The sequence below is a fragment of the Denitromonas ohlonensis genome (assembly GCF_007625205.1).
GTDB classification, from domain to species: Bacteria; Pseudomonadota; Gammaproteobacteria; order Burkholderiales; family Rhodocyclaceae; genus Nitrogeniibacter; species Nitrogeniibacter ohlonensis.
Map to the genome: position 1 here is coordinate 303,145 of NZ_VMNI01000002.1, position 21,873 is coordinate 325,017.

Consider the following 21,873-nt stretch of genomic DNA (forward strand, 5'->3'; position numbering starts at 1 on the left):
CTCAGGAACCGATCTCAGGACGCAGCAAGGGCGCCAGCCGGGCCGGCGCCTGCATGGCCTGCTCCATCAGCTCCGAGAGCGACACCGAGCGCTCCGGACTGAGCGTCAGCCGAATGCTGTCGTCCTCGCCGCTGATGAACTCGATCAGCGTGGCGCAGGCCTTTTTGCGATCACCCACATCGGTCACCGGCAAGTCCTTTTCACAGTCACGCTGCGCCGCGTCGATATCGGACTTGAAGCGCGCATCGCGCTGCGTCGCCGCCTTGCCTTCGGTCGGCAACACCGGAATCGCGTAGCGCTTGTGCAACGCGATGCTGCGCTTGATGTAGCCGTCGTCATGCAGGGCTGCCTCAAGCTGCTTGAGCCGCACCTCACCCATCAATTCGAGCATCTGGAAGGCCATCCCCAGCCCCGGCGGCGGGCCACCACGGCGCCCGCGCGGCCCACCCGCGCCAGGCATGGCGAACGCAGAGGGGGCCGCCCCGCCGTCGGACAATCGCGCGAGCGCAGCAACGCGCTCAAGCGCCAGGTCAAGACGCGCCTTCATCACTTCGGGCTGATCCACTTCCAAGGCCAGGGTCAGCGTGTCGTCATCCAGATCCATGCGCCACTGCATCACGATGGTGGCCGGCGGCAACTGCGAACGCCCGCTGGCCTGGACGAACGCCACATCGCCCAAGGGGCTGAACCCGTCGCTGGTAGCGACACCGCTCATCCGCAGCTCGGCCCGCTTGCGCCGTGGCTCATCGACAAAATCATCAATATCCACCCGTACGATGTGCACCACGCCCGCACCCGGTACCTCTTCGATACGCACGTCGTCCAAATGTACGCTGCCGCCCAGCGGCGACGCCGAGACGCCCTGCCACGACACCTGACCGCGCATGCCGTGCTGATCGAGCGCGCCGTTGATTGCCGCTTCGGCCTTGGACGCCGCCACATTCGACAAGACCATCCAACCGACCACGAGCGCCACCACCGCGCCACCGCCAATCATCATCAGTTTGCGTTGTTCCATCGCCATTGCGTGCGCCTCATTGCTGGCGCTGGAGATCCGCCTGCGCGGCCTCGGGCGTCCATTCGGGTTGGCCGAGCGTCATACGGGTGACGGCCAGGGGGTCGAGCAGATCGGTGCAGCCCTCGTTCTTGCACGGCATCACCGTCTGCGCGCTCAACAGCGTCAGCGGCAAGCCCTCGTCGTCGCGGCGCTTGGCGTCCAGGGTCACTTCGCCATCGACGCGGTACCACCCCGAGGGCAGGTCGCGCTTTCCGGTCAGGCGCATGGCGTAGGGCCAATCGACTTCCGCATCCTCCCCGTCACTGCCATCGACCCGCACAATGCGCTGAATCTTGCGCTTGCCGCCGGCCACCAGCGTGGCATACGTGCCGCCGGACAGCGGTTGGTAGGCAAGGTCTGACTCCAGGCGACTGCGCAGGCGCTGCGGGTCGCGGGTCGCTTCATCAACCAGTTGTTGATAGGTCTGCAGGTTGCGACGCTGCTCAGCCACCACGCGCGCCTGCTCCATCCGCAGACGCTGCGCCTCGCGCTGCTCGGCATACCGGCGCTGCTGCTCGGCGCGCTGTTCTTCCATCTGCTTTTGCCGGGCCAGACGGGCATCGCGCTGGAACAGATAGTTATTGGCCTGCTGCAAGTTGTATTGCCACGGCCCCCACGCCTTGCTGCGCCGGTCCCGGCCGCGCCAGACGCTGATCGAATACAGCAGGTGGTTGGCGTCCCCGGCGGCCGTACCCCGTTCAAATTCGCTGGAAAACACCAGATTGGCCCGCGACGCGCGCGTCACGTCGGCCGCGTCGAGCGCCACGATGGCCGCATCCACGGCGTGACGGATCGCCTCAGCCTGACGGAAGCGATCGGCCTGATCGGTCAGCGCGTCGATCTGCGGATCGATCTGCCACACACCGATGCCGCCGTAGTGGGTGGCCCGCGCCCGCAGCAAAAAGTGCGTGCGTGTGTCGACATCACTGGCCAGATGGAACCACAAGGTGTTCTGTTTATCGGTCGCCGCCAGACGGGTGGCCTTCACCTCCTGCGTGAAGGGAATGCCGCCGGAAAACCAGAGCTGGCTGGTTCGCGCGATCGGCACGCCATCCGATCGCTCCAGCGTCAGCCGGCCCGGGCCGCTGGCATAGCCGTCGGTGCCGCAGGTCAAATCCACCGACTTCAAGGTGACGAAATTCATGTCGGTGCGCGTATCAATCCGCGTCAGCACCCGACACCCGTTCTGGTCCTTCATTTCGCTCAAGGCCTCGGCCAGCGGCCCCGTCCGCGAACCATCGCCGGGCTTCCAGCCGCCGATGGCGAAATCGGCGAGCATCGGCGCGACGGCGGCGGGCGGCGTGGCGACCGGCGCGGAGGGCGGCGTGGCGACCGGCGCGGGCGTCGGCTGCGCTGCCGGTGCCGCGACCGGCGCTACTGGCGCTGCCGCTGCGGGGGCCGGCACAGGCGCCGCAATCGGTGCGGGTGGCGGGCTCGGCACGGGTTCAGGGCGCGGAGTCGGCGTCGGTTGCGGCGTCGGTTGCGGCGTCGGTTGCGGCGTCGGTTGCGGCGTCGGTTGCGGCGTCGGTTGCGGCGTCGGCGCGGGCGGTTCGGGTGCGGGTATGGGGACGGGCGTCGGCGCGGGGGCCGGTTCGGGCAGCGGCGTCGGGGGCGCCGCCGCAACCGGCGGCACCGCCGCTGCGGGCGTGACACGCAGCGCCCACAGGTCGGTCTTGCTGCTTGTCCCGTTCGCCACCGGCCGACCATTCGTGTCGGTACTCACCCAATCAAGCGCGGTGGCTTTGGGGCATTGGCTGTTGAGCAGCGCGCCGAGCTTGGGCAGCAACCGGGCCAGCGCGGCCGTATCGGGGCTGCCGCCATGCACCGCGCGCAAGGACAGATGCGGCGCACACCACGGCGTACCCGCGGCATGCTCGACGAAAATTTCGATGTTTTCCGACTTGGAGAACGCCAGCCGGTAGCTGTCCGCCAGTGCATTGGTGGCCACCAGACCGAGCGCGGCCGCCAGCCACCAGCGCGCGCTGCGGCCGCCAAGCATGCTCAGCTCAGCTGCCAGGCGCCGTCGGCGCTCTGACAGGCATCAACGGTTTTGCTTTCTTCGCCGTCCGCGGTCTTCACTCGATAGTCGACCGTCCGACACGTTGTCTTGACCGCCACCTGCTCGGTCACCGCGGCACTCGGTTCAATGCTGTCCAGATCAAAGCCCTGCGCACTGGCGGTGTCGGCCGAGATGGCATCGAGATCAGTTGGCGCGTCCTTGGCCTGCATCGGCACCGGACCGACCAGCGGGCCATAGACATAGCCGATTGTCACCCCCTTGCGGCCGACGGCGATCCAGTCATTGTCGGTACGCCCGAGCGCGGTAAAGGTTTGCCCGGCCAGGAAACCGCCGACCTTCTCGCCCTGCGTCCCGGGCTCGGCGCGCAAATTGGACGATTTGATGGCCTGGTAGGGCTGGTTGATGACGGCCATGTTCTGCACCGTCGCGATCTTTGGCGCACGGCGAATGGTCTGCTGCGAGCTCACGGTCTTGCTCGACACGGGTGCAATCGTCGCGCTGGCACCGCTGTGCGTGGATTGCCACGCCACGGTCCTGCCCGAATCCAGCGCGTCCTGCGTGCTCGCGGCCAGGGCTTGACGATCACGTTCGTCCAGCTTGGCGCCCAGCCAGTTGCCCAAGGCGCCACCGGCCAGGGCGCCGGCAAGGATGGCCAGATTCCGCCCCGAGCCCTTGCCGACCTGGCTGCCCAGGATCGCGCCGCCCACCGCCCCCAGCACCGACCCCATGGTCTGCTTGGACATGCCGCCTTCGCCGTTGGTGGCGCAGCCCCCCACTCCGAGCGCGATCGATGTCGCAATAACGGTGAGATGTTTCTGTGGCGACATGAGTGCATCTCCCTCAAACACCCGGCATCACAGCCCGGGACAACGCCATGGCGGCCCCCATGCGACTTCAGGCTGCCGTCGACGCCCACCCGTTCGACATTCATGACAAGGAAGCGCGAGAACCAGGGTTTGAGCAACACCCTCAACACCGCCGACGCCGAACACCAACACGTATTTCTTATAGATTGACTATAGAAATCACGATTCGCGAATACAAGCCAGCCGCCCCCGCGGATTGACAACATCGCGAGGCTCACCTGTCTCGCCCAACACGATGGAATAGCACTATCCTAGGTGTGTGTACTCGCCGCCAGGAGGCGCAGGCCGACATCATGGACGCATCTACCCTTGCCGAACTGTGCACTGGCGACTTCCCGGTCGCCACGCCAGACACGCTTGCGACCGATGTCTGCGGACTTGTCGCTGAGCGCGGCATTCTGGTGGTCATTGACGGAGACCGCCCGGTCGGCGTGCTGACTGCGGCGATGTTGCTTGCCCCACCCCTGACGCCGACCAGCACGGTGGGCGAGCGCATGGGGCCCGCCGAGTGCATTGATGCCCGTGCAGACTGCGCCACCGGTCTCCACCGCCTTCAGCACAGTTCGGTCCACGCGCTGGTGCTGATTGACGACACCGGCGGCCTGATCGGCCTGGTCGGTGAACGCGAGTTGCTGCGCCATTTTTCGGGCCGGAGCATGACCCGATCAGCGCTGGCGCTCGAGTCCAGCGACATCTCGCTGCGCAAGGCGCTCAACGAGGTACGGTACAGCGACCGCGTGCTGGACTCCGTCTTCTCGGCCCTGCCCGATCTGTTTTTCAGAATGCGCCAAGACGGCACAATCATCGACTATCGCGCGCGAACCGACGACGATCTGTACACGCCGCCCGAGTACTTTCTCGGCAAACGCATGCAGGACGTGATGCCCGAGGCCACCGCCCGGCAGTTCAGCGCCAAGCTGGCGCAGATGGCCGACAGCGGCGAGATGGTCAGCTTCGATTACGCACTGGACGTTGCCGGCCAGACGCGACGCTTCGAGGCACGACTGTGCCAGCTCGACGACAGTGCGCAAGTCATCGCCGTGGTGCGCGACATCACCGACAGCCATGCCACGGCAAAAGCGCTGCGCGACAGTGAAGCCCGCCTGAGCTTCGCTCTGGATGCCGCCGAGGGCGGCGTCTGGGATTGGGATCTGACCCACGACACCTGCCGTGGCAGTGCGCGCTATTTCACACAACTGGGCTACCCCGCACAAAGCGAATCAATAACACTGGCAGACTGCCTGAGCCTCATTCACCCCGACGACCGCGCCATTTTCGAGCAGCACATGAGTGCGCAGCGCCAGGTCGGTGCGCCGCCCTTCGACATCGAGATTCGCATGCGGCACGCCGATGGCACGGACCGCTGGATTCGACGGAAAGGCAAAACCGTCGAGTGGGACAGTGCGGGCCGTCCGGCGCGCGTCGTCGGCACCCACAACGACATCTCCGCGCGCAAAGCAGACGAACTCGCCCTCCAGGCGCTCAACCAGAAACTTGAAAATGCGCAGGCCCTCGCTCATGTGGGCTGGTGGGAGTGGACGCCGGCCACGGGTGAGGCGCGCTTTTCGGACGAATTGCTGCGCATCCACGGGCTCGCCATAGGGACCCGCCCGCCACGCCACGAGGACTGGTTGACGCATGTCATCGCCGAAGACCGCCAGCGTGTGCAACGTGCCCAGGAAGCCGCCTTCGAAAGCGGAATTCTCGAATGTGAGTTCGCCCTTCATCGCTACGACAACGGCGAGCGGCGCGATCTCAAAACCATCGGCCAAGTCTCTTTTGACGAGCACGGACAACCCGTCAAGCTATTTGGCGTCACCGCCGACATCACCGAATTGCGCGACATGGGGCGGCGATATGCGCTGTCAGCGCGAATCAGCAACTCGGCAACCTGGGAAATCTGGCCCGGCGAGGGCCGTTTGCTGGCCGATGCCAATCTCGCACGCTTGATCGGTGAGGCGCCCAACGCCCCACCCGGCACGCTCAGCGCGTTTTTGTCGCGCCTGCCCGACGACGACGCCCAGGAACTCCTTAACGCGCTCAAGCGCATCACCGACGGCGACACCGACACCATCAAGCTGGACCATCGCGTGTTGCGCCGTGACGGCCAGACGGCCTGGCTCCATGTGCAGGGGCAACGCATTTCCGACCCGGATGAAACCCCGGTCCGCGTGCTCGGCTCATCAATAGACGTCACCGAACAAAGACTCGCCGAGCGCCGCATCCGCGACAGCGAAGCCCGTTTTCGCGCCATTACGGCGCTCGCACCGGTCGGCATCTATCACGCCGACACGCAAGGGCGAATGACTTACGGCAACCCACGATGGTGCGCGATTGCCGGCATGGACCTTGAACAGGCCCTCGGCGACGGCTGGGTGCAGTCCCTGCATCCGGCGGATCGCGATCGCATCGTCGCAGCCTGGCAGTCGCTGGTCGACACACGACAACCATTTCACGCCGAGTACCGCTTTCAACGCCCGGGCGGCGACAGCACCTGGGTGTTTGGCGCAGCCGAAGCGCTCAGTGACGCCGACGGCCAGGTCACGGGCTACCTCGGCATCACCTTCGATATTTCCGAGCGGGTGCGCGCCGACGCGGCCCGCCATGAACACATCCATTTTCTCGAATCGCTGGAGCAACTCGACACCGCACTGCACGCCAGCAGCAACATGGACGACATGCTCAACCGTGGCACCGCCGCGATTCTCGAGATGTTCGACTGCGACCGCTGCTGGCTGCTCACCCCCTGTGATCCGGACGCCCCAACGTGGCGAATTCCGATCGAGGCCACACGCCCCGACTATCCCGGTGCCGGCGCACGGAACACCGATCTGCCGATGACCCCCGAGATTGCCGCACTCTGTCGCACAATACTCGCCAGCGACGTCCCCATCGCGCTGATCGACGAACAAAGCTCGCCAGTGCTGGCCGCCATGAAAGCCGACTTCGATGTGTGCTCACTGATGATCGTGGCCCTGCACCCGGCAACCGGCCCCGCCTGGGCGATGGGCCTCCACCAATGCCGCAGTGCGCGCGAGTGGTCCCCCAACGAACAGCGCCTTTTTTCCGAAGCCGCGCGTCGCATGACCACCACCATCGACCTGCATACGGCCATTCAGGCCCTGCGCACCAGCGAAATCCGATACCGCTCGGTGGTCGAAGACCTACCCATCCTGCTCTGCCGAAATCGCGCCGACGGCACCATCGAATTCGTCAACGATGCCTACTGCGAGTACTTCGGCAAACCACGAGAAGCCCTGATCGGCCGCAACCTGCTCGACCTGATCCCCCCCGAGAATCGCAACCAGGTTCGCCAGCATTTCATGTCGCTCAGCGCCAGCACGCCGCTCAAGACCCACGAGCTCAAGGTGATAGACAGCAGTGGCAATGTCCGCTGGCAGCGCTGGACCAACCGCGCCATCTGCAATGCCAAGGGGGAAGTCATCACATTCCAGGCTTTTGGCGAAGACATCACCGAGAGCAAGCACGCCGAGCAAATGCTCAGTCGACAACAACGCGAGCTGGCCGAAGCGCAGGAGCAGGCGCATCTGGGCAGTTTCGTCTGGAATATCACCTCTGGTGAAATTCGCTGGTCCGACGAAATTTTTCGACTGTTTGGTCTCGACGCTAAGGCACAACCTCCAACTTATGGCTTGTTTCTCAGCGCCGTCCACGTCGAAGACACCGCGCGTGTCGATTCAGCCTTCAAGGGGGCCCTGCGCGATGCCATTCCGTTTCAGGAAGAATTCCGTCTCACCCGGCCAAACGGTGAGCTCCGATGGCTGTTTGCACAAGGCCAGATCGAGACCGAACCCGCCGACAGGTCCGTGTTCATGCGCGGCACGGTGCTCGACATCACCGACCGGGTGTTGGCGACCAACGCACTGCAACACGCCCACGACGAACTGGAACAACGGGTCGAGCAACGCACGGCAGAGCTCAAAGCCACCAATGCCGAACTCGAAGCCTTCACCTACGCGGCCTCGCACGACCTGCGAGCACCACTTCGCGCCATCCAAGGCTTCCAGCGTGCGCTTGATGAAGACTTCGGCCCCCAGATACCGGAAGGCGCCCAGGACTTTCTGGGTGAAATCGCCAAGGCCAGCGCCCGGATGGGCGATCTCATCGACGGCCTGCTGGAACTCTCTCGCAGCAGCCGGGCAAGCCTGGTAAGGCAAACGCTGGATCTTGCTCAAATGGCACAATCCATTCATACCCGGCTCGCGCGCAACCAGCCGGAGCGCCAGGTCAGCTTGCATTGCGACAGCCCGATCGTCGCCCAGGGCGACAGCCGGCTACTGGCCACCGTGATGCAAAATTTGCTCGAAAATGCGTGGAAATACACAAGCACCCGAACCCAAGCAACCATACACTTCACCAGTAGCATGCAAAATGGGCAGCGGGTATATTGTCTCGAGGACAACGGCGCGGGTTTCGACCCGGCCTTTGCCAACAAGCTGTTCGAGCCATTCCAGCGCCTGCACCATCCCAGCGAGTTTCCGGGTATCGGAATCGGGCTGGCGACGGTAGCAAGAATCACACGACGCCACGGCGGCTGGATTGAGGGCGAAGGGCGCCCAGGAGAAGGCGCCTGTTTCCGGTTCAGCTTGGGACCGCAAGAAGGGAGTACGGAATGAACCACCGCAAACTGCTGCTGGTCGAAGACGACGCGCAAGACCTGCGCCTGACCCTGCGCGCGCTCAAGCGCATCAACGTGGTCAACGAAGTCGACGTGGTGGGCGATGGCGCGGCAGCGCTCGACTATCTCTTCTGTCGCAACACCTACGCCCAGCGCAGTCCCGCCGACGCCCCGGCCGTGGTGCTGCTCGACATACGCCTCCCCAAGCTCAGCGGTCTGGAAGTGCTCGAACAGCTTCGCCAGGACACCCGCACCCACAAGATCCCGGTCGTCATGCTGACCTCCTCCGACGAAGAGCAGGACATCCTGCGCAGCTACGACCTGGGCGCCAACAGCTATGTGCGCAAGCCGCTCGACCCCGGTGAATTCACCGAGGCGGTCGCCCAGCTCGGCCTTTACTGGATGCTGCTCAACGAGCCGCCCAAGAGCACCGAATGACGGAGGCACTTCAGATTCTGGTTATTGAAGATGACGAACAAGACTTTCAGCTTCTTGTCCGTCATCTGGCGCGCAGCCAGCTGTCCTGCCATTGCACCCGGGTCGACACCCCCGCCGCACTCGCCCAGGCCCTGGCCAAACCCGACGCGCACTGGAACATTGTCCTTAGCGACTACAACCTGCCAGGCATCGACATTCGCCAGACGGTCAGCCAGCTGGCAAAGGCCCACCCTGAAACGCCGATCATCATCATCTCAGGCACCATCGGCGAAGAAACCATCATTGACCTGCTGCGCGCAGGGGTGGCCGACTTCGTCAGCAAAGATAACCTCACCCGGCTCGTACCCGCCATCAATCGGGCGGTAGACGCCGCCGCAACGCGACGCGCCCAGCTGCATGCCGAACGCGAGCTCCAGTTGCGCGATCGTGCGCTATCGGCCGCCACCAACGGCGTCATCATCACCCGCGCCGACGGCGACATGCCCGTGGTCTATCTCAACCCGGCCTTCGAAGCCATCACCGGCTACCGGGCCGACGAAATGCTCGGGCGCAACTGCCGGGTGCTGCAAGGCGACGACCGCGAACAGCCTGAAATCGCCAAGATATACACCGCGCTATCGCAAGGCGAAGGCTGCCAGGCGGTGGTTCGCAACTATCGCAAGAACGGCAGCGCATTCTGGAACCGGATGAGCATCTGGCCGGTCAAGAGCAGCGCTGGCGCGACCACGCACTTCGTCGGCATTCAGGAAGACATCACCGAACAACGCCAAGCCGACGACCGCCTGCGCCAGGCCGCCGCGGTGTTTGAAAGCAGCGCGGAAGGGATGATGATTACCGATTTGTCGGCGAACATCATCGAGGTCAACCGCGCCTTTACCGAAATCACCGGCTACGAACGCGACGAAGTCATCGGAAAATCCAGCAGCGTCCTTCGTTCAGGCCAGCATCCGCCCCAGTTCTATCAATCGCTCTGGCGCAGCTTGCAAGAGAGCGGACAATGGCGCGGAGAAATGTGGAATCGACGCAAAAACGGCGAGATCTACCCCGAATGGCTGACGCTCAGCACCGTTTATGACGATGACGGCCAGCCCGTGTTCTACACCGGCGTCTTCTCGGACATTACCCGCGTCAAGCAATCTGCCCAGAAGCTGGAGCACCTGGCGCACCACGACCCGCTCACCGATCTGCCCAACCGCATGCTGCTCAATGCGCGCCTCAAGCACGCCATCGAGCACGCCACGCGCAGTGGCGTGTCGCTGGCGCTACTGTTCCTCGACCTCGATCGCTTCAAGAACATCAATGATGTCTACGGGCACCCCTTTGGCGACGAACTCCTTCGCCAGGTGGCCAGCCGACTGCGCGACTGCGTCCGGCTCGACGACACCGTCGCCCGGCTCGGCGGGGATGAATTTGTGGTCTTGCTCGAAGAGGTCAAGGAGCCCCACAGCGCTGTGCTGGTGGCCGAAAAAATTCAGCTCGCGCTCAATCAGCCCTTCGCCATCGAGCACCGCGAGCAGTTTGTCACCGCCAGTATTGGCATCAGCGTGTTCCCGCGTGACGGCGGCGATGCCGCGGAACTGATCCGCAATGCCGATGCCGCGATGTATCAGGTCAAGGACAAAGGGCGTTTCGGCTTCGCGTTTTACACACCGGAACTGACCCTCAAGGCCACCGAGCGCGTTCGCCTCGAAAACGATCTGCACAAAGCACTGGATCTCGATCAGTTCGTGCTGCACTACCAGCCGCAGGTCGACCTGGGCAGCGGCCGGCTCACCGGCGTCGAAGCTCTGGTGCGCTGGGCCCATCCCGACAAAGGCCTGCTCTATCCATCGGCCTTCATCCCGATTGCCGAAGAAAGCGGCATGATGCCGCGCATCGGTCGCTGGATTCTCGAAACGGCATGCCGGCAAGCCAGCGATTGGCGCGATGGCGGCCTGGCGTTTGGCCGGATCGGAGTCAATATCGCCGCCTCACAGCTGCGCCGAGGCGACCTCGTCGCCCTGACCCGCGACACCCTCGCCGCCACCGGACTCCCGGCCGAGATGCTCGAACTGGAAGTCACCGAAGGCTTCATCATGCAGCAGGCCGCCGAAGCCATACCGCGCCTGAACGAGCTGCGCGAGCTCGGCATCGGGATCGCCATCGACGATTTCGGCACCGGCTATTCGTCACTGTCTTACCTCAAGCGCCTGCCGGTCACACGGCTCAAGATTGACCAGTCGTTCGTCCGCGACATCCCCAACGACCGCGACGACGCGGCCATCACCCGGGCCATCATCGCACTGGCCAAGAGCCTGTCGCTCGATGTCATCGCCGAAGGCGTGGAAACACCCGATCAAGCCGCCTTTTTGCTGGCCGAAGGTTGCCAGCGCGGCCAGGGGTTTCACTTCAGTGCGGCGGTCAGTGCCGACACCCTGACGCGCGGGTATGCAGCGGCGTCGCAGGCGGCGAACACCTAGCGCTCTGCCCCCCCATCGGGCTGCGCCGCCGGCAAACTGACCCGAACCCGCAACCCCGCCCCCGACGCGGGCGTTTCAAGCTCAAGCAGCCCGCGGTGGACGCGCACAATCTCCTGAACAATTGCCAGGCCCAGCCCCACCCCGCTGCCAGCGCTGCCCGGCGTGCGATAGAAACGGGTGAACACACGCTCGCGCTCTTGCGCCGAAATCCCCGGGCCATCGTCCTCAACGCTCAGCAGCACCCCACCGGCATGCGTCGCGCAATGCAGGCTGACGCGACCACCGGTCGGCGCGTATTTCAGGGCGTTGTCCACCAGATTGGCCATCAGCTCGCGCAGCAGCGTTCCGTCACCCACCACCCTGGCCGACTGACGATGCACGCCAAGATCAATCTGTTTGCGGTCAGCCTGCGCCAACCAGTCGTCCAGCATGTCATCAATCAAGAACGCGAGATCGACTGGCGCGGCATCAAGGATCAATCGCTCACCCGCCTCGGCGCGCGCCAGTGCGAGCAGTTGATTCGCCAGGCGCGTCACACGCACTGTCGCACGGGTCACATGATCGAGTTGTTGCGGCCCCGGCGCAGCCCCCAGCAACTCGACCTGCATCTGCAAATTGGCCAATGGCGTGCGCAGCTGATGCGCTGCGTCTTGCAGAAAACCCCGCTGCTGTGCCTGTGCCGAGGCCAGACGCCCCAGCAAATCATTGAGTGCGTCGACCAAAGCGCGCAGTTCGAGCGGCACGCTGGCCGGATCAATCAAACTCAAGTCGTTTCCACCTCGTTCGGCAAGGCGAGCACTCAGGCCGGCCAGCGGCGACAAACCTGACGGGATGGCAATTCGCACGATCGCCGCCCCCGCCACCACCAAGCCAGCGATCGCCGCTACAAAGCCCAGCAGCAGCCGCTCAAGTGCGGCCTGCCGCTTGCCCAGCGTTTCAGCCACGGTGACATAGAAGCCACGGCCATCGACCGTCCGATGCAAGCGCACGCCGCGAATGGCCTGGCCGCGATAGACGGTGTCGTAGTAGTCGGGCGGTGCGTCAACGCTGATCGCATCGGCCGGCGGCAAATCGCCTTCTCCGGCAACCAGCGTGCCATCATCGTGCCGCACGCGATAGAAAATGGTATCCACCGTATCGGAGCGCAACAGCGCCACCCCGCCGTCGGCGATATCCATCCGCAACCGCTGCTCGCCGCCCCGGATACGCTCGGCCACACCATCGGCCAGATTCAACAGGCTCGCGTCATAAGCCGCGCCGATGACGTCGATCGCCGTGCGGTGCGCCAGCACTCCGCCCATCAACGTAATCACACCCGGCAAGAGCAAGGCGCGAAGCAGTCGGCGGCGAAGACTAGACACGCAACATCCTCGACTCAGGCATTGGCAGAACCACCGGCGTCCGGCGCCGGCGCGCCGCCCCGGAACTCAAGGCGATAGCCAAACCCGCGCACGCTCCGGATCACCAGGCCGGCGACCTCAAGCCGCGGCCGCAAGCGGGAGATGTACACCTCCACCGCATTGGCCGAACCGTCGGCCACCAGGCGCTCTTTGGGCACGGTTCGCCCACCGGATTCCACCAAGGCGGCCAGCACAGCCCACTCGCGCCCGGTGAGCGTCATCGGCTCGCCCGAGAGTGTCGCCAGGTGATCTTCGGCGTCCATCTTGAGCGGGCCAAACACTCGCTCGCTGCGCGCCAGATGGCCGATTCGGCGTGCCACCGCGCGCATTCTGGCTGACAGCTCGCCCAGCTCGAAGGGCTTGGCCAGGTAGTCGTCAGCCCCCAGATCGAGGCCGTAGATCCGATCCGACAAGGCATCGCGGGCCGTCACCAGAATCACCGCCACAGGCAGCTTGTCGGCGCGGATACCGCGCACCAGTTCATAGCCGGACAAGCCCGGCAGCCCCACGTCGATCAGTGCCATATCGATACCGCCGGCCGCCAGGCGGCGGCGGGCCACTTCGCCGTCGTCAACCGCCTCAACGGCCACGCCCTGCGCCTGCAGGTGAGTCACCATGCCATGGGCCAATTCGACATCATCTTCGACAACCAGTACGCGCATTTCAGTCCTTTTACGCCTCACACCCTGGCACCTCACGCGCCTAGCAAAGTGTAGCCCGGCCACGCCCGCTGGCAAGCCACCGCACACGCGATTCGCAAAGAAAAACTCCCGCCGTAGCGGGAGTCTTTCAACACAACGTCACAAAGACACTTAGTGCGTCGCGCCACCGGCACCACGCGGGGTGCGGATGTCTTCGACCAAGTGCTGGATATGCTCCGGGCACGGGGCCGTAAACTTCGCCACAGTGAAGGCAACCGCCATGTTCAGCAGCGCACCAATCGAACCAATACCTTCCGGCGAGATGCCGAACAGCCAGTTCGCCGGGATGTTCTCTGCCATCGGCGTGATGAAGATCCCCTTGAAGTAGAGGATGTAGCCGAAGGTGAAGATCAGGCCGCTCAACATACCGGCAATGGCGCCTTCCTTGTTCATCGTCTTGGAGAAGATGCCCAGAAGGATGGTCGGGAACAGCGAGGCGCAGGCCAGACCGAAGGCGAAGGCCACCACCTGTGCCACAAACCCTGGTGGGTTGTAACCCAGATAGCCGGCGATACCCACCGCAACCGCGGCCGCCAGACGACCGGCCAGCAGCTCCGATTTTTCCGACAGATCCGGTGTCAGGATGCCCTTCATCAGGTCATGCGAGATGGCGGAGGAGATCACCAGCAGCAGACCGGCAGCGGTCGACAGTGCGGCAGCGATACCACCTGCGGCCACCAGCGCGATCACCCAGTTGGGCAGCCTGGCGATTTCCGGGTTGGCCAGCACCATGATGTCGCGGTCAACCGTCAGCTCGTTGCCTTTCCAACCCGCGGCTTCCACCTTGGCGTTGAATTCAGCATCCTTGGACTTGTCGTTGTAGTACTGGATGCGGCCGTCACCGTTCTTGTCTTCGAACTTGATCAGCTTGGTCGCTTCCCAGCGCTTCATCCAATCCGGACGCTGCTCATAGTTCAGGCCGTTGCCCTCTGCGAAGACCTCACCCGTCAGAACGCCCGGGGTCATCGTGGCATGCAGGTTGTAACGCGCCATGGCGCCAACTGCCGGAGCCGTGGTGTAAAGGATGGAGATGAACACCAGCGCCCAGCCAGCGGACGAGCGAGCGTCCTTGACTTTCGGCACGGTGAAGAAGCGCACGATCACGTGGGGCAGACCGGCGGTACCGGCCATCAGCGCGAAGGTAATGGCGATCACGTCGACCATCGACTTGTTGCCCGAGGTGTATTCCTGGAAGCCCAGGTCACGCACCACCATGTCCAGCTTGGCCAGGAACGGCTCACCGGAGGCCACCGCCCCACCCAGACCCAGCTGCGGGAAGACGTTGCCGGTCAGGTTCAGCGAAATGAAGATCGCCGGCACCATGTAGGCGAAGATCAGCACGCAGTACTGCGCCACCTGGGTGTAGGTCACGCCCTTCATGCCGCCGAGCACGGCGTAGAAGAACACCAGACCCATACCGACGAGCAGACCGGTGACGATATCGACCTCGAGGAAGCGCGAGAACACGATACCGACGCCGCGCATCTGGCCGGCCACGTAGGTGAAGGAGATGAAGATCAGGCAGATCACCGCCACCAGACGCGCACCGTTCGAGTAGTAACGGTCACCAATGAACTGGGGCACCGTAAACTTGCCAAACTTGCGAAGGTAGGGGGCGAGCAGCACGGCGAGCAGCACATAGCCGCCGGTCCAGCCCATCAGGTAAACCGAGCCGCCGTAGCCCAGGAAGGCGATCAGGCCGGCCATCGAGATAAAGGACGCTGCGGACATCCAGTCAGCGGCCGTTGCCATGCCGTTGACCACCGGGTGCACACCGCCACCGGCCACATAGAAGTCGCTGGTGCTGCCGGCACGGGCCCAGATCGCCACGCCGATATACAGCGCGAAGGACAGGCCGACGACGACGAAGGTTAGTGTTTTCAAATCCATGTCTTGCGCCCCTTAGTCTTCGTGAACGTCGTGTTCGCGGTCGATCTTGTTCATGCGCGCCGCGTACCAGAAGATCAGGATCAAAAATACGTAAATCGAGCCTTGCTGAGCGAACCAGAAGCCCAGCGGATAGCCGCCCAGGTGAATGCTGTCGAGCGCCGGCTGCAAAATGATGCCGAAACCGAACGACACGACAAACCACAGGATGAGAATCACGGTCAGCAGACTGAGCGTCGCCTTCCAGTAAGCCTCACCTGATTTTTTATCAGGGGATGTCATTGTGTTGTCTCCTCACGAAGTGTTTTGAGCGCACATGCGGTGCACGCGCTGGCAGCACTTTATGTCCGGAGCACTTACGCGATGCTTGCTCGAAGCTTACGATTTGCTGAATTTTCCATCAGCGCGCCGCGCGACGTGTCGAAACCCTTTTCGGTACCATGAACACCTCACCATCGGAAAACCATCATGTCTGACGATTGCCACCACGCTCCCGCCCCGCGCCGCGGCATCGGCATTGCCCGCGAAGGCGATTTCGACCCGGTCGCCTTCGAGAAAGCCGTCGGTGACATGCTGCGCGCCTGCGGCGTATCGACAGACGGCCCGCACACCGGACGCACCGTCCAGCGCGTGCGCGAATTGTGGCAAAAGCGCCTGCTCGGCGGCTACGAGCTCGACCCCGCCGACGCCCTCGGCGATGGCTTTGAAGACCCCCGCCGCGACATGGTCGTGGTGCGTGGCATCGCGGTGCATGGCATCTGCCCGCACCACCTCGTACCGTTTCGCGGCGTCGCCCACGTCGCTTACATCCCCGGCGGCCGTCTGCATGGCTTCGGTCGCATCGCGCGCATGGTGGACGCCATCGGCCACCGCTTCACCTATCAGGAATGGATGACTCGCGACATCGCCGACGTGCTCGTCCAGCACGGCCAGGCCGCCGGCGCCGCCTGCCTGATCGAAGCCGAGCAACTGTGCCTGCTGCTGGGCGAGGATCGCCGCGGCGACGAGCGCGTGATCACCCAGGCCTTTGCCGGCAGCTTCGAAAATGATCTGCAGGCGCGCAACGAATTCATGCGCGCGATTGGACCCAGCCCTCGCTGACCCCCATGTCCGACACCCTGTTGCGGCGCATTGCGCTCATCGCAGCCCCGATGTTTCTCGCGGCCTGCCAAACCACGCCTTACGAATCCCGCCCCTCACCCTCGCTGCCGCCGGCGGTGCCGGGGCAAGTCACGCCCGCCCCCAGCCAGCCGCCACAGCCCACAGCGCCGGTGCAGGAGGCGCCAGTCACGCAGTGGCCGCTCACGCCACCCGCAGGTCCGCGCCTGAGCGCGGCCGATCTGCTCCCCGGCGGCATCCCCGATCGCCCGGGCTGGGCACGCGACATCGACACCGCGCTCGACCACCTCGGCGTACCCCGCAGCGCCGAAACGCTGTGCGCCGCCATGGGCGTGATCGAACAGGAGTCCACCTGGCAAGCCGACCCGGTGGTAGCCGGCCTGCCGCGCATCGTGCGCAAAGAGATCGACAGCCGCGCCGAACGCTACGGCATCCCCAAAATCGTCGTCAGCGCGGCGCTCGAGAAATCCTCGCCCGACGGCCGCAGCTACGCCAAACGCATCGCCGCGCTGCGCACCGAAAAGCAGATGAACATGCTGTTCGAAGACATGCTCTCCGAACTGCCGCTGGGCAAGACCCTGCTGTCAGGCTTCAACCCGATCCGCACCGGCGGGCCGATGCAGGTCAGCATCGCCTTCGCCGAAGACCACCTGCGCCAGCGCCCCTTCCCTTACCCGCGCACCGGCAGCGTCCGGCACGAAGTGTTCACCCGCCGCGGCGGGCTCTACTTCGGCATCGCCAACCTGCTCGACTACCCCGCCGACTACCCGCACCCGCGCTACCGCTTCGCCGATTTCAACGCCGGGCAATACAGCAGCCGCAACGCCGCCTTCCAGAGCGCGATCACCCGCGTCTCCGGCCGCAAGCTCGCGCCGGATGGCGACCTGCTGCGCTACCAAGGCAAATCGCCCAGCGACGAGGTCAGCAGCACCGAGGCCGCCTTGCGTGCGATCGCCGGCCAACTGCACCTCAGCGCCCGCCAGATCCGCAGCGATCTGACGCGCGAAAAATCGGCGGACTTCAGCCACACCCGACTCTATGACCGCCTGTGGCAACTGGCCGAGCGCAAGGCAGGGCGGGCATTGCCGCGCGAGCAGATGCCCGACATCCTGCTCAAGAGCCCGAAAATCCAGCGCAAGCTCACCACCGCCTGGTTTGCCAAACGGGTCGAATGGCGTTACGACCGCTGCCTGGCGCGCGAGCGCTGATGGCGCCGCGGATGCAACTTTTCTACGCCGACCATTTCGTGCTACCGCTGCCACCGGGACACCGCTTCCCGATGGAAAAATACAGCCGCCTGCGCGAACAGCTGACGGCCAGCGGCCAGTTCGAGGCCACCGATTTCTGCGTGCCCGACGCCGCCGACGACACCGCCTTGCTCCGCGCCCACAGCGCCGACTATCTCCAGCGCGTGGTCACCGGCACACTCACCGAGGCCGAGCAGCGCCGCATCGGCTTCCCGTGGTCGCCCGAGATGGTCGAGCGCTCGCGCCGCTCCGCTGGCGCCACGCTGGCCGCCTGCCGCAGCGCGCTTGAGACGGGTTGCGCGGCCAACATGGCCGGCGGCACCCACCACGCCCACCGCGAGTTCGGCTCGGGCTTTTGCGTATTCAACGACGCCGCCGTAGCCGCGCTGGCGATGCGCGCCGAAGGCCGTGTGGCCCGCGTCGCCATCATCGACTGCGATGTGCACCAGGGCGACGGCACGGCGGCCATCCTCGCCAACACACCCGAGGTGTTCACGCTCAGCCTGCATGGCGACAAGAACTTTCCCTTCCGCAAGACGGTGTCCGATCACGACATCGCCCTGCCCGACGGCACCGGCGACGCCGACTACCTGGCTGCCCTGGCGCCGGCGCTCGACACGGTGTTCACCCACTTCCGGCCCGAACTGGTGATCTACCTCGCCGGCGCCGACCCCTTTGAAGGCGACCGCCTCGGCCGCCTGTCCCTCAGCTTCGACGGCCTCGCCCAACGCGACGCGCTGGTGCTCGGCACCTGTCGCGACCAGCGCATTCCCGTTGCCATCGCCATGGCCGGCGGCTATGGTCATGACATCAACGACACCGTCGCCATCCACGCCACCACATTACTCACAGCCGCCCGGCTGTTCCGGAGTACCTGATGCAAGAAGAATCCCGAATCGCCCTACTCATCGACGCCGACAACTGCCCCGCCAGCAAGATCGACCTGATGCTCGACGAACTGGCCAAATACGGCGTCACCAACATCCGCCGCGCCTATGGCAACTGGAAGAGCAGCAGCCTCAACGGCTGGGCCGACAAGGTGCACGAGTTCGCCATCCAGCCCGTGCAGCAATTCGCCTACACCAAGGGCAAGAACGCCACCGACTCGGCCATGATCATCGACGCCATGGACCTGCTCTACACCCAGCAGCTCGACGGCTTCTGCCTCGCCTCGTCCGATTCCGACTTCACCCCGCTGGTCATGCGCATCCGCGCCAACGGGCTCAAGGTGTATGGCTTTGGCGAGAAGAAAACACCGATGCCCTTCGTCAATGCCTGCTCGCGCTTCCTCTACCTTGAAAACCTGATCGTCGAATCCGCCGATGACACCGCCCCCGCAGCGGCCAAACCGGAGCGCGTCAGCAGCAAGGCGCTGCGTGGCGATTCGCGCATCACCAGTTTGCTGCGCAACGCGGTCGAAGCCTGCGCCGACGAGGAAGACAACTGGGCCAGCCTGTCGTCGATCGGCTCGCACATCAGCAACCAGACGCCGTTCGACCCACGCAACTACGGCTACAAAAAACTCGGCGACCTGATCGAAGCCACCGGCCTGTTCGAGTCCGTACGCCGCGGCAGCCACCTCTACCTGCGCGACAAGCGCAACAAGGGCAAAGGCAGCGCCGGTACGTGAGCGTGCTGATCGGCGTCGACTTCACCTCGGCGCCACGCGCGGCCAAACCAATTACGGTGGCGCACGGCCGACTGGCGGGTGAGGAAATTCACCTCGACCGCCTGTCAGCCCTGCCCGACTGGCCGTCCTTCGACGCCCTGCTCAACACACCCGGCCCCTGGCTGGGCGCCTTCGACTTCCCCTTTGGTCTGCCGCGCGACGGCCTCGCGGCGCTGGGCTGGCCGCACGCCGACTGGGCGACGCAGGTGCGCCATGTCGCCACGCTCAGCAAAGCCGACTTTCGCGCCGCGCTCGACGCCGACCGCCAGCGCCGGCCCATGGGCGCCCGCTACCCGCACCGCCACACCGACGCCGCCGCCGGCTCGCACAGCCCGATGAAGCTGGTCAATCCGCCCGTCGGGCTGATGTTTTTCGAGGGCGCGCCACGCCTGCTTGCCGCGGGCTGTCGCTTGCCCGGCCTGCACGACGGCGACCCGGCGCGCATCGCGGTCGAGGCCTACCCCGGGCTGCTCGCCCGGCGCATCACGCGGGCCTCCTACAAGAGTGACACCCGCCGCAAGCAAAGCCCCGAGCGGCTCGCGGCACGGCAACACATCGTCGCCGAACTGATCGCCGGCACCGCACTGGCGGGACTGCGTCTGGCGCTGACGCCTGAACAACGCGCGTCCTTGGTCGCCGATGCCCGCGGCGACTGGCTCGATGCCGTACTCGCACTGGCGCAAGCGGCCTGGTGCGCCCGCCATGGCGCCCCCCGATTTGGCATGCCAGCACACGCCGACCCGCTCGAAGGCTGGATCGCCACCGCCTGAGGCCGGCACGCCACACCGTTTGAAACGCGTAGAATGTGCCCTCTCTGACGTCCTGGGCACACACGCCATGCTGCAACCGAGCCAACCGATCTACACCGTTGCCGGCATCCGCACCATCGAAACGGCCGCGATGCCTTCCGCCAAGCCGCCCTTGATGGAACGCGCCGGACGCGCATCGGCCGAAGAAGCCGTGCGCCTGATGATCGACCGCCCCGGCGCACTGCTGATCGCCTGCGGCCCCGGCAATAACGGCGGTGACGGCTTCGTCATGGCGCGCCACTTTTTGCAGGCCGGTCGCAAGGTCGTGGTGGCCTTTTCGGGCGACACCGCGAAACTGCCCGGTGACGCCAAAAAGTCCTGGGAAGCCTGGCGAGATGCCGGCGGCGAAACGCTCTCTGACCTGCCCTCGGCGCCGCCCGAAGGCTGGGCGCTGGTCGTCGACGCCTTGTTCGGCATCGGCCTGCAACGCCCCATCAATGGCCGCTACGCCGACTGGATTCGCGCGCTCAACGCGCTGCCCTGCCCGCGCATGTCGATCGACGTACCCAGCGGCCTGTGCGCCGATACCGGTCGCGTGCTGGGCGTAGCCTTCAAGGCCACCCATACGGTCACCTTCATCGCGCTCAAGCCCGGTCTGCTCACCCTGGATGGGCCGGACCACTGCGGCGAACTGGTGGTCAAGCGGCTGGATCTTGACGCCAACAGTTATCTGCCCGCGCCCGGCTGGGAAGTTCGGCCCGCCTTGTTTGGCGACCAGTTCGCGCCGCGGCGGCTGAACTCGCACAAGGGCCTGTTTGGCGACGCCGTGATCATTGGCGGCGCCCCCGGCATGTGCGGCGCCCCCTTGCTGTCGGGCCGCGCGGCGCTGCGTGCCGGTGCCGGCCGCGTGTTTGTCGGCCTGCTCGATCCGCGCGCGCCAGTCGTCGATCTAGTCCAGCCCGAGCTGATGCTTCGCCCCGCCGAAGATGCCCTGAGCGAAGGCCAGGCCATCGCCATTGGCCCCGGACTGGGCCGCGACGAAGCGGCCTCCGCACTGCTGCACCGGGCCGTCGCCGGCAAACACACGCTGGTGCTCGATGCCGACGCGCTGAACCTGCTGGCCACGGACGATACGCTGGCTGGCGCCCTCACGCGCCGTCATGCGCCGGTGGTACTGACGCCTCACCCGGCCGAAGCCGCGCGACTGCTCAAGACCCTGCCAGACGAAGTCCAGGCCAACCGGCTCGATGCCGCACTGAAGCTGGCTCAGCGATTTGACGCGCACGTGGTCCTCAAAGGCAACGGCAGCCTGATCGCCCACCCGGACGGCCGCTGGCTGATCAACCGCAGCGGCAATCCGGGCATGTCTGCCGCTGGCATGGGCGATGTGCTCACCGGCCTGCTCGCCGCCTTGCTGGCCCAACGCTGGCCCATCGAGGCCGCCATACTCGGCGCCGTTCATCTGCATGGCGCCGCCGCCGACCTGTTGCTCGCCAAAGGTATCGGCCCCATCGGCATGGGCGCATCAGAGCTCCCCGACGCGGTGAGAATGCTGATGAATCAATGGGTAGCGCAGCATCAGCACTACTAGCCGCGCGAGCTTCATTCAATTGCCATATGAC

16 protein-coding genes are annotated in these 21,873 nt (G+C 65.1%); 9 read left to right on the plus strand and 7 right to left on the minus strand.

Annotated elements, in window-relative coordinates:
- Position 1: 1 nt before the first annotated feature.
- From FHP89_RS02135 to FHP89_RS02145, 3 genes are read right to left on the minus strand one after another with little or no spacing between them, the layout of a single operon-like run.
- Positions 2 to 1,024 (minus strand): hypothetical protein, encoded by a 1,023-nt coding sequence (locus FHP89_RS02135; protein WP_144177074.1) that lies wholly within the window; start codon positions 1,022 to 1,024, stop codon positions 2 to 4.
- Positions 1,025 to 1,034: 10 nt separating this feature from the next.
- On the minus strand, positions 1,035 to 3,056 hold the full coding sequence (locus tag FHP89_RS20895; RefSeq protein WP_186300282.1) for a hypothetical protein: 2,022 nt from the start codon (positions 3,054 to 3,056) through the stop codon (positions 1,035 to 1,037).
- 2 nt (positions 3,057 to 3,058) lie between these two features.
- Positions 3,059 to 3,904, minus strand: a complete 846-nt coding sequence (locus tag FHP89_RS02145; RefSeq protein ID WP_144177076.1) for an SH3 domain-containing protein — start codon at positions 3,902 to 3,904, stop codon at positions 3,059 to 3,061.
- A 332-nt stretch (positions 3,905 to 4,236) separates the two neighbouring features.
- Here FHP89_RS02145 and FHP89_RS02150 point away from each other — a divergent pair, with 332 nt between their 5' ends.
- Genes FHP89_RS02150 through FHP89_RS02160 form a run of 3 tightly spaced genes read left to right on the plus strand, consistent with a single transcriptional unit; the run spans position 4,237 to position 11,479 of the window.
- A complete protein-coding gene (locus FHP89_RS02150) occupies positions 4,237 to 8,580 on the plus strand; it encodes a PAS domain-containing protein (RefSeq protein ID WP_144177079.1) in 4,344 nt (1,447 codons plus the stop codon).
- On the plus strand, positions 8,577 to 9,020 hold the full coding sequence (locus FHP89_RS02155; protein WP_144177081.1) for a response regulator: 444 nt from the start codon (positions 8,577 to 8,579) through the stop codon (positions 9,018 to 9,020). Before FHP89_RS02150 ends, FHP89_RS02155 begins: the two co-directional genes overlap by 4 nt.
- A complete protein-coding gene (locus FHP89_RS02160; protein ID WP_144177083.1) occupies positions 9,017 to 11,479 on the plus strand; it encodes an EAL domain-containing protein in 2,463 nt (820 codons plus the stop codon). The genes FHP89_RS02155 and FHP89_RS02160 overlap by 4 nt, the downstream gene beginning before the upstream one ends.
- On the opposite strand, the gene FHP89_RS02165 is transcribed toward FHP89_RS02160, so the two are convergent.
- The 4 genes from FHP89_RS02165 to FHP89_RS02180 form a co-directional block, all read right to left on the minus strand.
- Positions 11,476 to 12,840, minus strand: coding sequence for a sensor histidine kinase (locus FHP89_RS02165; protein WP_260851441.1), 1,365 nt, complete (start codon positions 12,838 to 12,840; stop codon positions 11,476 to 11,478). The genes FHP89_RS02160 and FHP89_RS02165 overlap by 4 nt on opposite strands.
- A 14-nt stretch (positions 12,841 to 12,854) precedes the next feature.
- Positions 12,855 to 13,541: a response regulator transcription factor gene (locus FHP89_RS02170; RefSeq protein WP_144177085.1), complete on the minus strand. Its 687-nt coding sequence runs from the start codon at positions 13,539 to 13,541 to the stop codon at positions 12,855 to 12,857.
- Positions 13,542 to 13,691: 150 nt separating this feature from the next.
- Positions 13,692 to 15,470: a sodium:solute symporter family protein gene (locus FHP89_RS02175; protein WP_144177087.1), complete on the minus strand. Its 1,779-nt coding sequence runs from the start codon at positions 15,468 to 15,470 to the stop codon at positions 13,692 to 13,694.
- Positions 15,471 to 15,482: 12 nt separating this feature from the next.
- Positions 15,483 to 15,749, minus strand: coding sequence for a DUF4212 domain-containing protein (locus tag FHP89_RS02180; protein WP_144177089.1), 267 nt, complete (start codon positions 15,747 to 15,749; stop codon positions 15,483 to 15,485).
- Positions 15,750 to 15,935: 186 nt separating this feature from the next.
- On the opposite strand from FHP89_RS02180, the gene folE reads away from it, so the two are divergent.
- From folE to FHP89_RS02210, 6 genes are all read left to right on the plus strand, one after another.
- On the plus strand, positions 15,936 to 16,568 hold the full coding sequence (gene folE, locus FHP89_RS02185; protein WP_144177091.1) for a GTP cyclohydrolase I FolE: 633 nt from the start codon (positions 15,936 to 15,938) through the stop codon (positions 16,566 to 16,568).
- 5 nt (positions 16,569 to 16,573) lie between these two features.
- Positions 16,574 to 17,794, plus strand: coding sequence for a DUF1615 domain-containing protein (locus FHP89_RS02190; protein WP_222105296.1), 1,221 nt, complete (start codon positions 16,574 to 16,576; stop codon positions 17,792 to 17,794).
- 11 nt (positions 17,795 to 17,805) lie between these two features.
- Complete coding sequence (locus tag FHP89_RS02195) at positions 17,806 to 18,711, plus strand: histone deacetylase family protein (protein WP_144177093.1); 906 nt, start codon at positions 17,806 to 17,808, stop codon at positions 18,709 to 18,711.
- Complete coding sequence (locus FHP89_RS02200) at positions 18,711 to 19,463, plus strand: NYN domain-containing protein (RefSeq protein ID WP_222105297.1); 753 nt, start codon at positions 18,711 to 18,713, stop codon at positions 19,461 to 19,463. Before FHP89_RS02195 ends, FHP89_RS02200 begins: the two co-directional genes overlap by 1 nt.
- On the plus strand, positions 19,460 to 20,272 hold the full coding sequence (locus FHP89_RS02205) for a DUF429 domain-containing protein (protein ID WP_144177096.1): 813 nt from the start codon (positions 19,460 to 19,462) through the stop codon (positions 20,270 to 20,272). The genes FHP89_RS02200 and FHP89_RS02205 overlap by 4 nt, the downstream gene beginning before the upstream one ends.
- 67 nt (positions 20,273 to 20,339) lie before the next feature.
- Complete coding sequence (locus tag FHP89_RS02210; protein ID WP_144177098.1) at positions 20,340 to 21,842, plus strand: NAD(P)H-hydrate dehydratase; 1,503 nt, start codon at positions 20,340 to 20,342, stop codon at positions 21,840 to 21,842.
- Positions 21,843 to 21,873 lie beyond the last annotated feature (31 nt).

Coding starts and splice junctions, on each gene's coding strand:
- FHP89_RS02135 (WP_144177074.1), bottom strand. CDS start 1,024: ATGGCGATGGAACAACGCAAACTGATGATGATTGGCGGTGGCGCGGTG.
- FHP89_RS20895 (WP_186300282.1), bottom strand. CDS start 3,056: ATGCTTGGCGGCCGCAGCGCGCGCTGGTGGCTGGCGGCCGCGCTCGGT.
- FHP89_RS02145 (WP_144177076.1), bottom strand. CDS start 3,904: ATGTCGCCACAGAAACATCTCACCGTTATTGCGACATCGATCGCGCTC.
- FHP89_RS02150 (WP_144177079.1), top strand. CDS start 4,237: ATGGACGCATCTACCCTTGCCGAACTGTGCACTGGCGACTTCCCGGTC.
- FHP89_RS02155 (WP_144177081.1), top strand. CDS start 8,577: ATGAACCACCGCAAACTGCTGCTGGTCGAAGACGACGCGCAAGACCTG.
- FHP89_RS02160 (WP_144177083.1), top strand. CDS start 9,017: ATGACGGAGGCACTTCAGATTCTGGTTATTGAAGATGACGAACAAGAC.
- FHP89_RS02170 (WP_144177085.1), bottom strand. CDS start 13,541: ATGCGCGTACTGGTTGTCGAAGATGATGTCGAATTGGCCCATGGCATG.
- FHP89_RS02175 (WP_144177087.1), bottom strand. CDS start 15,470: ATGGATTTGAAAACACTAACCTTCGTCGTCGTCGGCCTGTCCTTCGCG.
- FHP89_RS02180 (WP_144177089.1), bottom strand. CDS start 15,749: ATGACATCCCCTGATAAAAAATCAGGTGAGGCTTACTGGAAGGCGACG.
- folE (WP_144177091.1), top strand. CDS start 15,936: ATGTCTGACGATTGCCACCACGCTCCCGCCCCGCGCCGCGGCATCGGC.
- FHP89_RS02190 (WP_222105296.1), top strand. CDS start 16,574: ATGTCCGACACCCTGTTGCGGCGCATTGCGCTCATCGCAGCCCCGATG.
- FHP89_RS02195 (WP_144177093.1), top strand. CDS start 17,806: ATGCAACTTTTCTACGCCGACCATTTCGTGCTACCGCTGCCACCGGGA.
- FHP89_RS02200 (WP_222105297.1), top strand. CDS start 18,711: ATGCAAGAAGAATCCCGAATCGCCCTACTCATCGACGCCGACAACTGC.
- FHP89_RS02210 (WP_144177098.1), top strand. CDS start 20,340: ATGCTGCAACCGAGCCAACCGATCTACACCGTTGCCGGCATCCGCACC.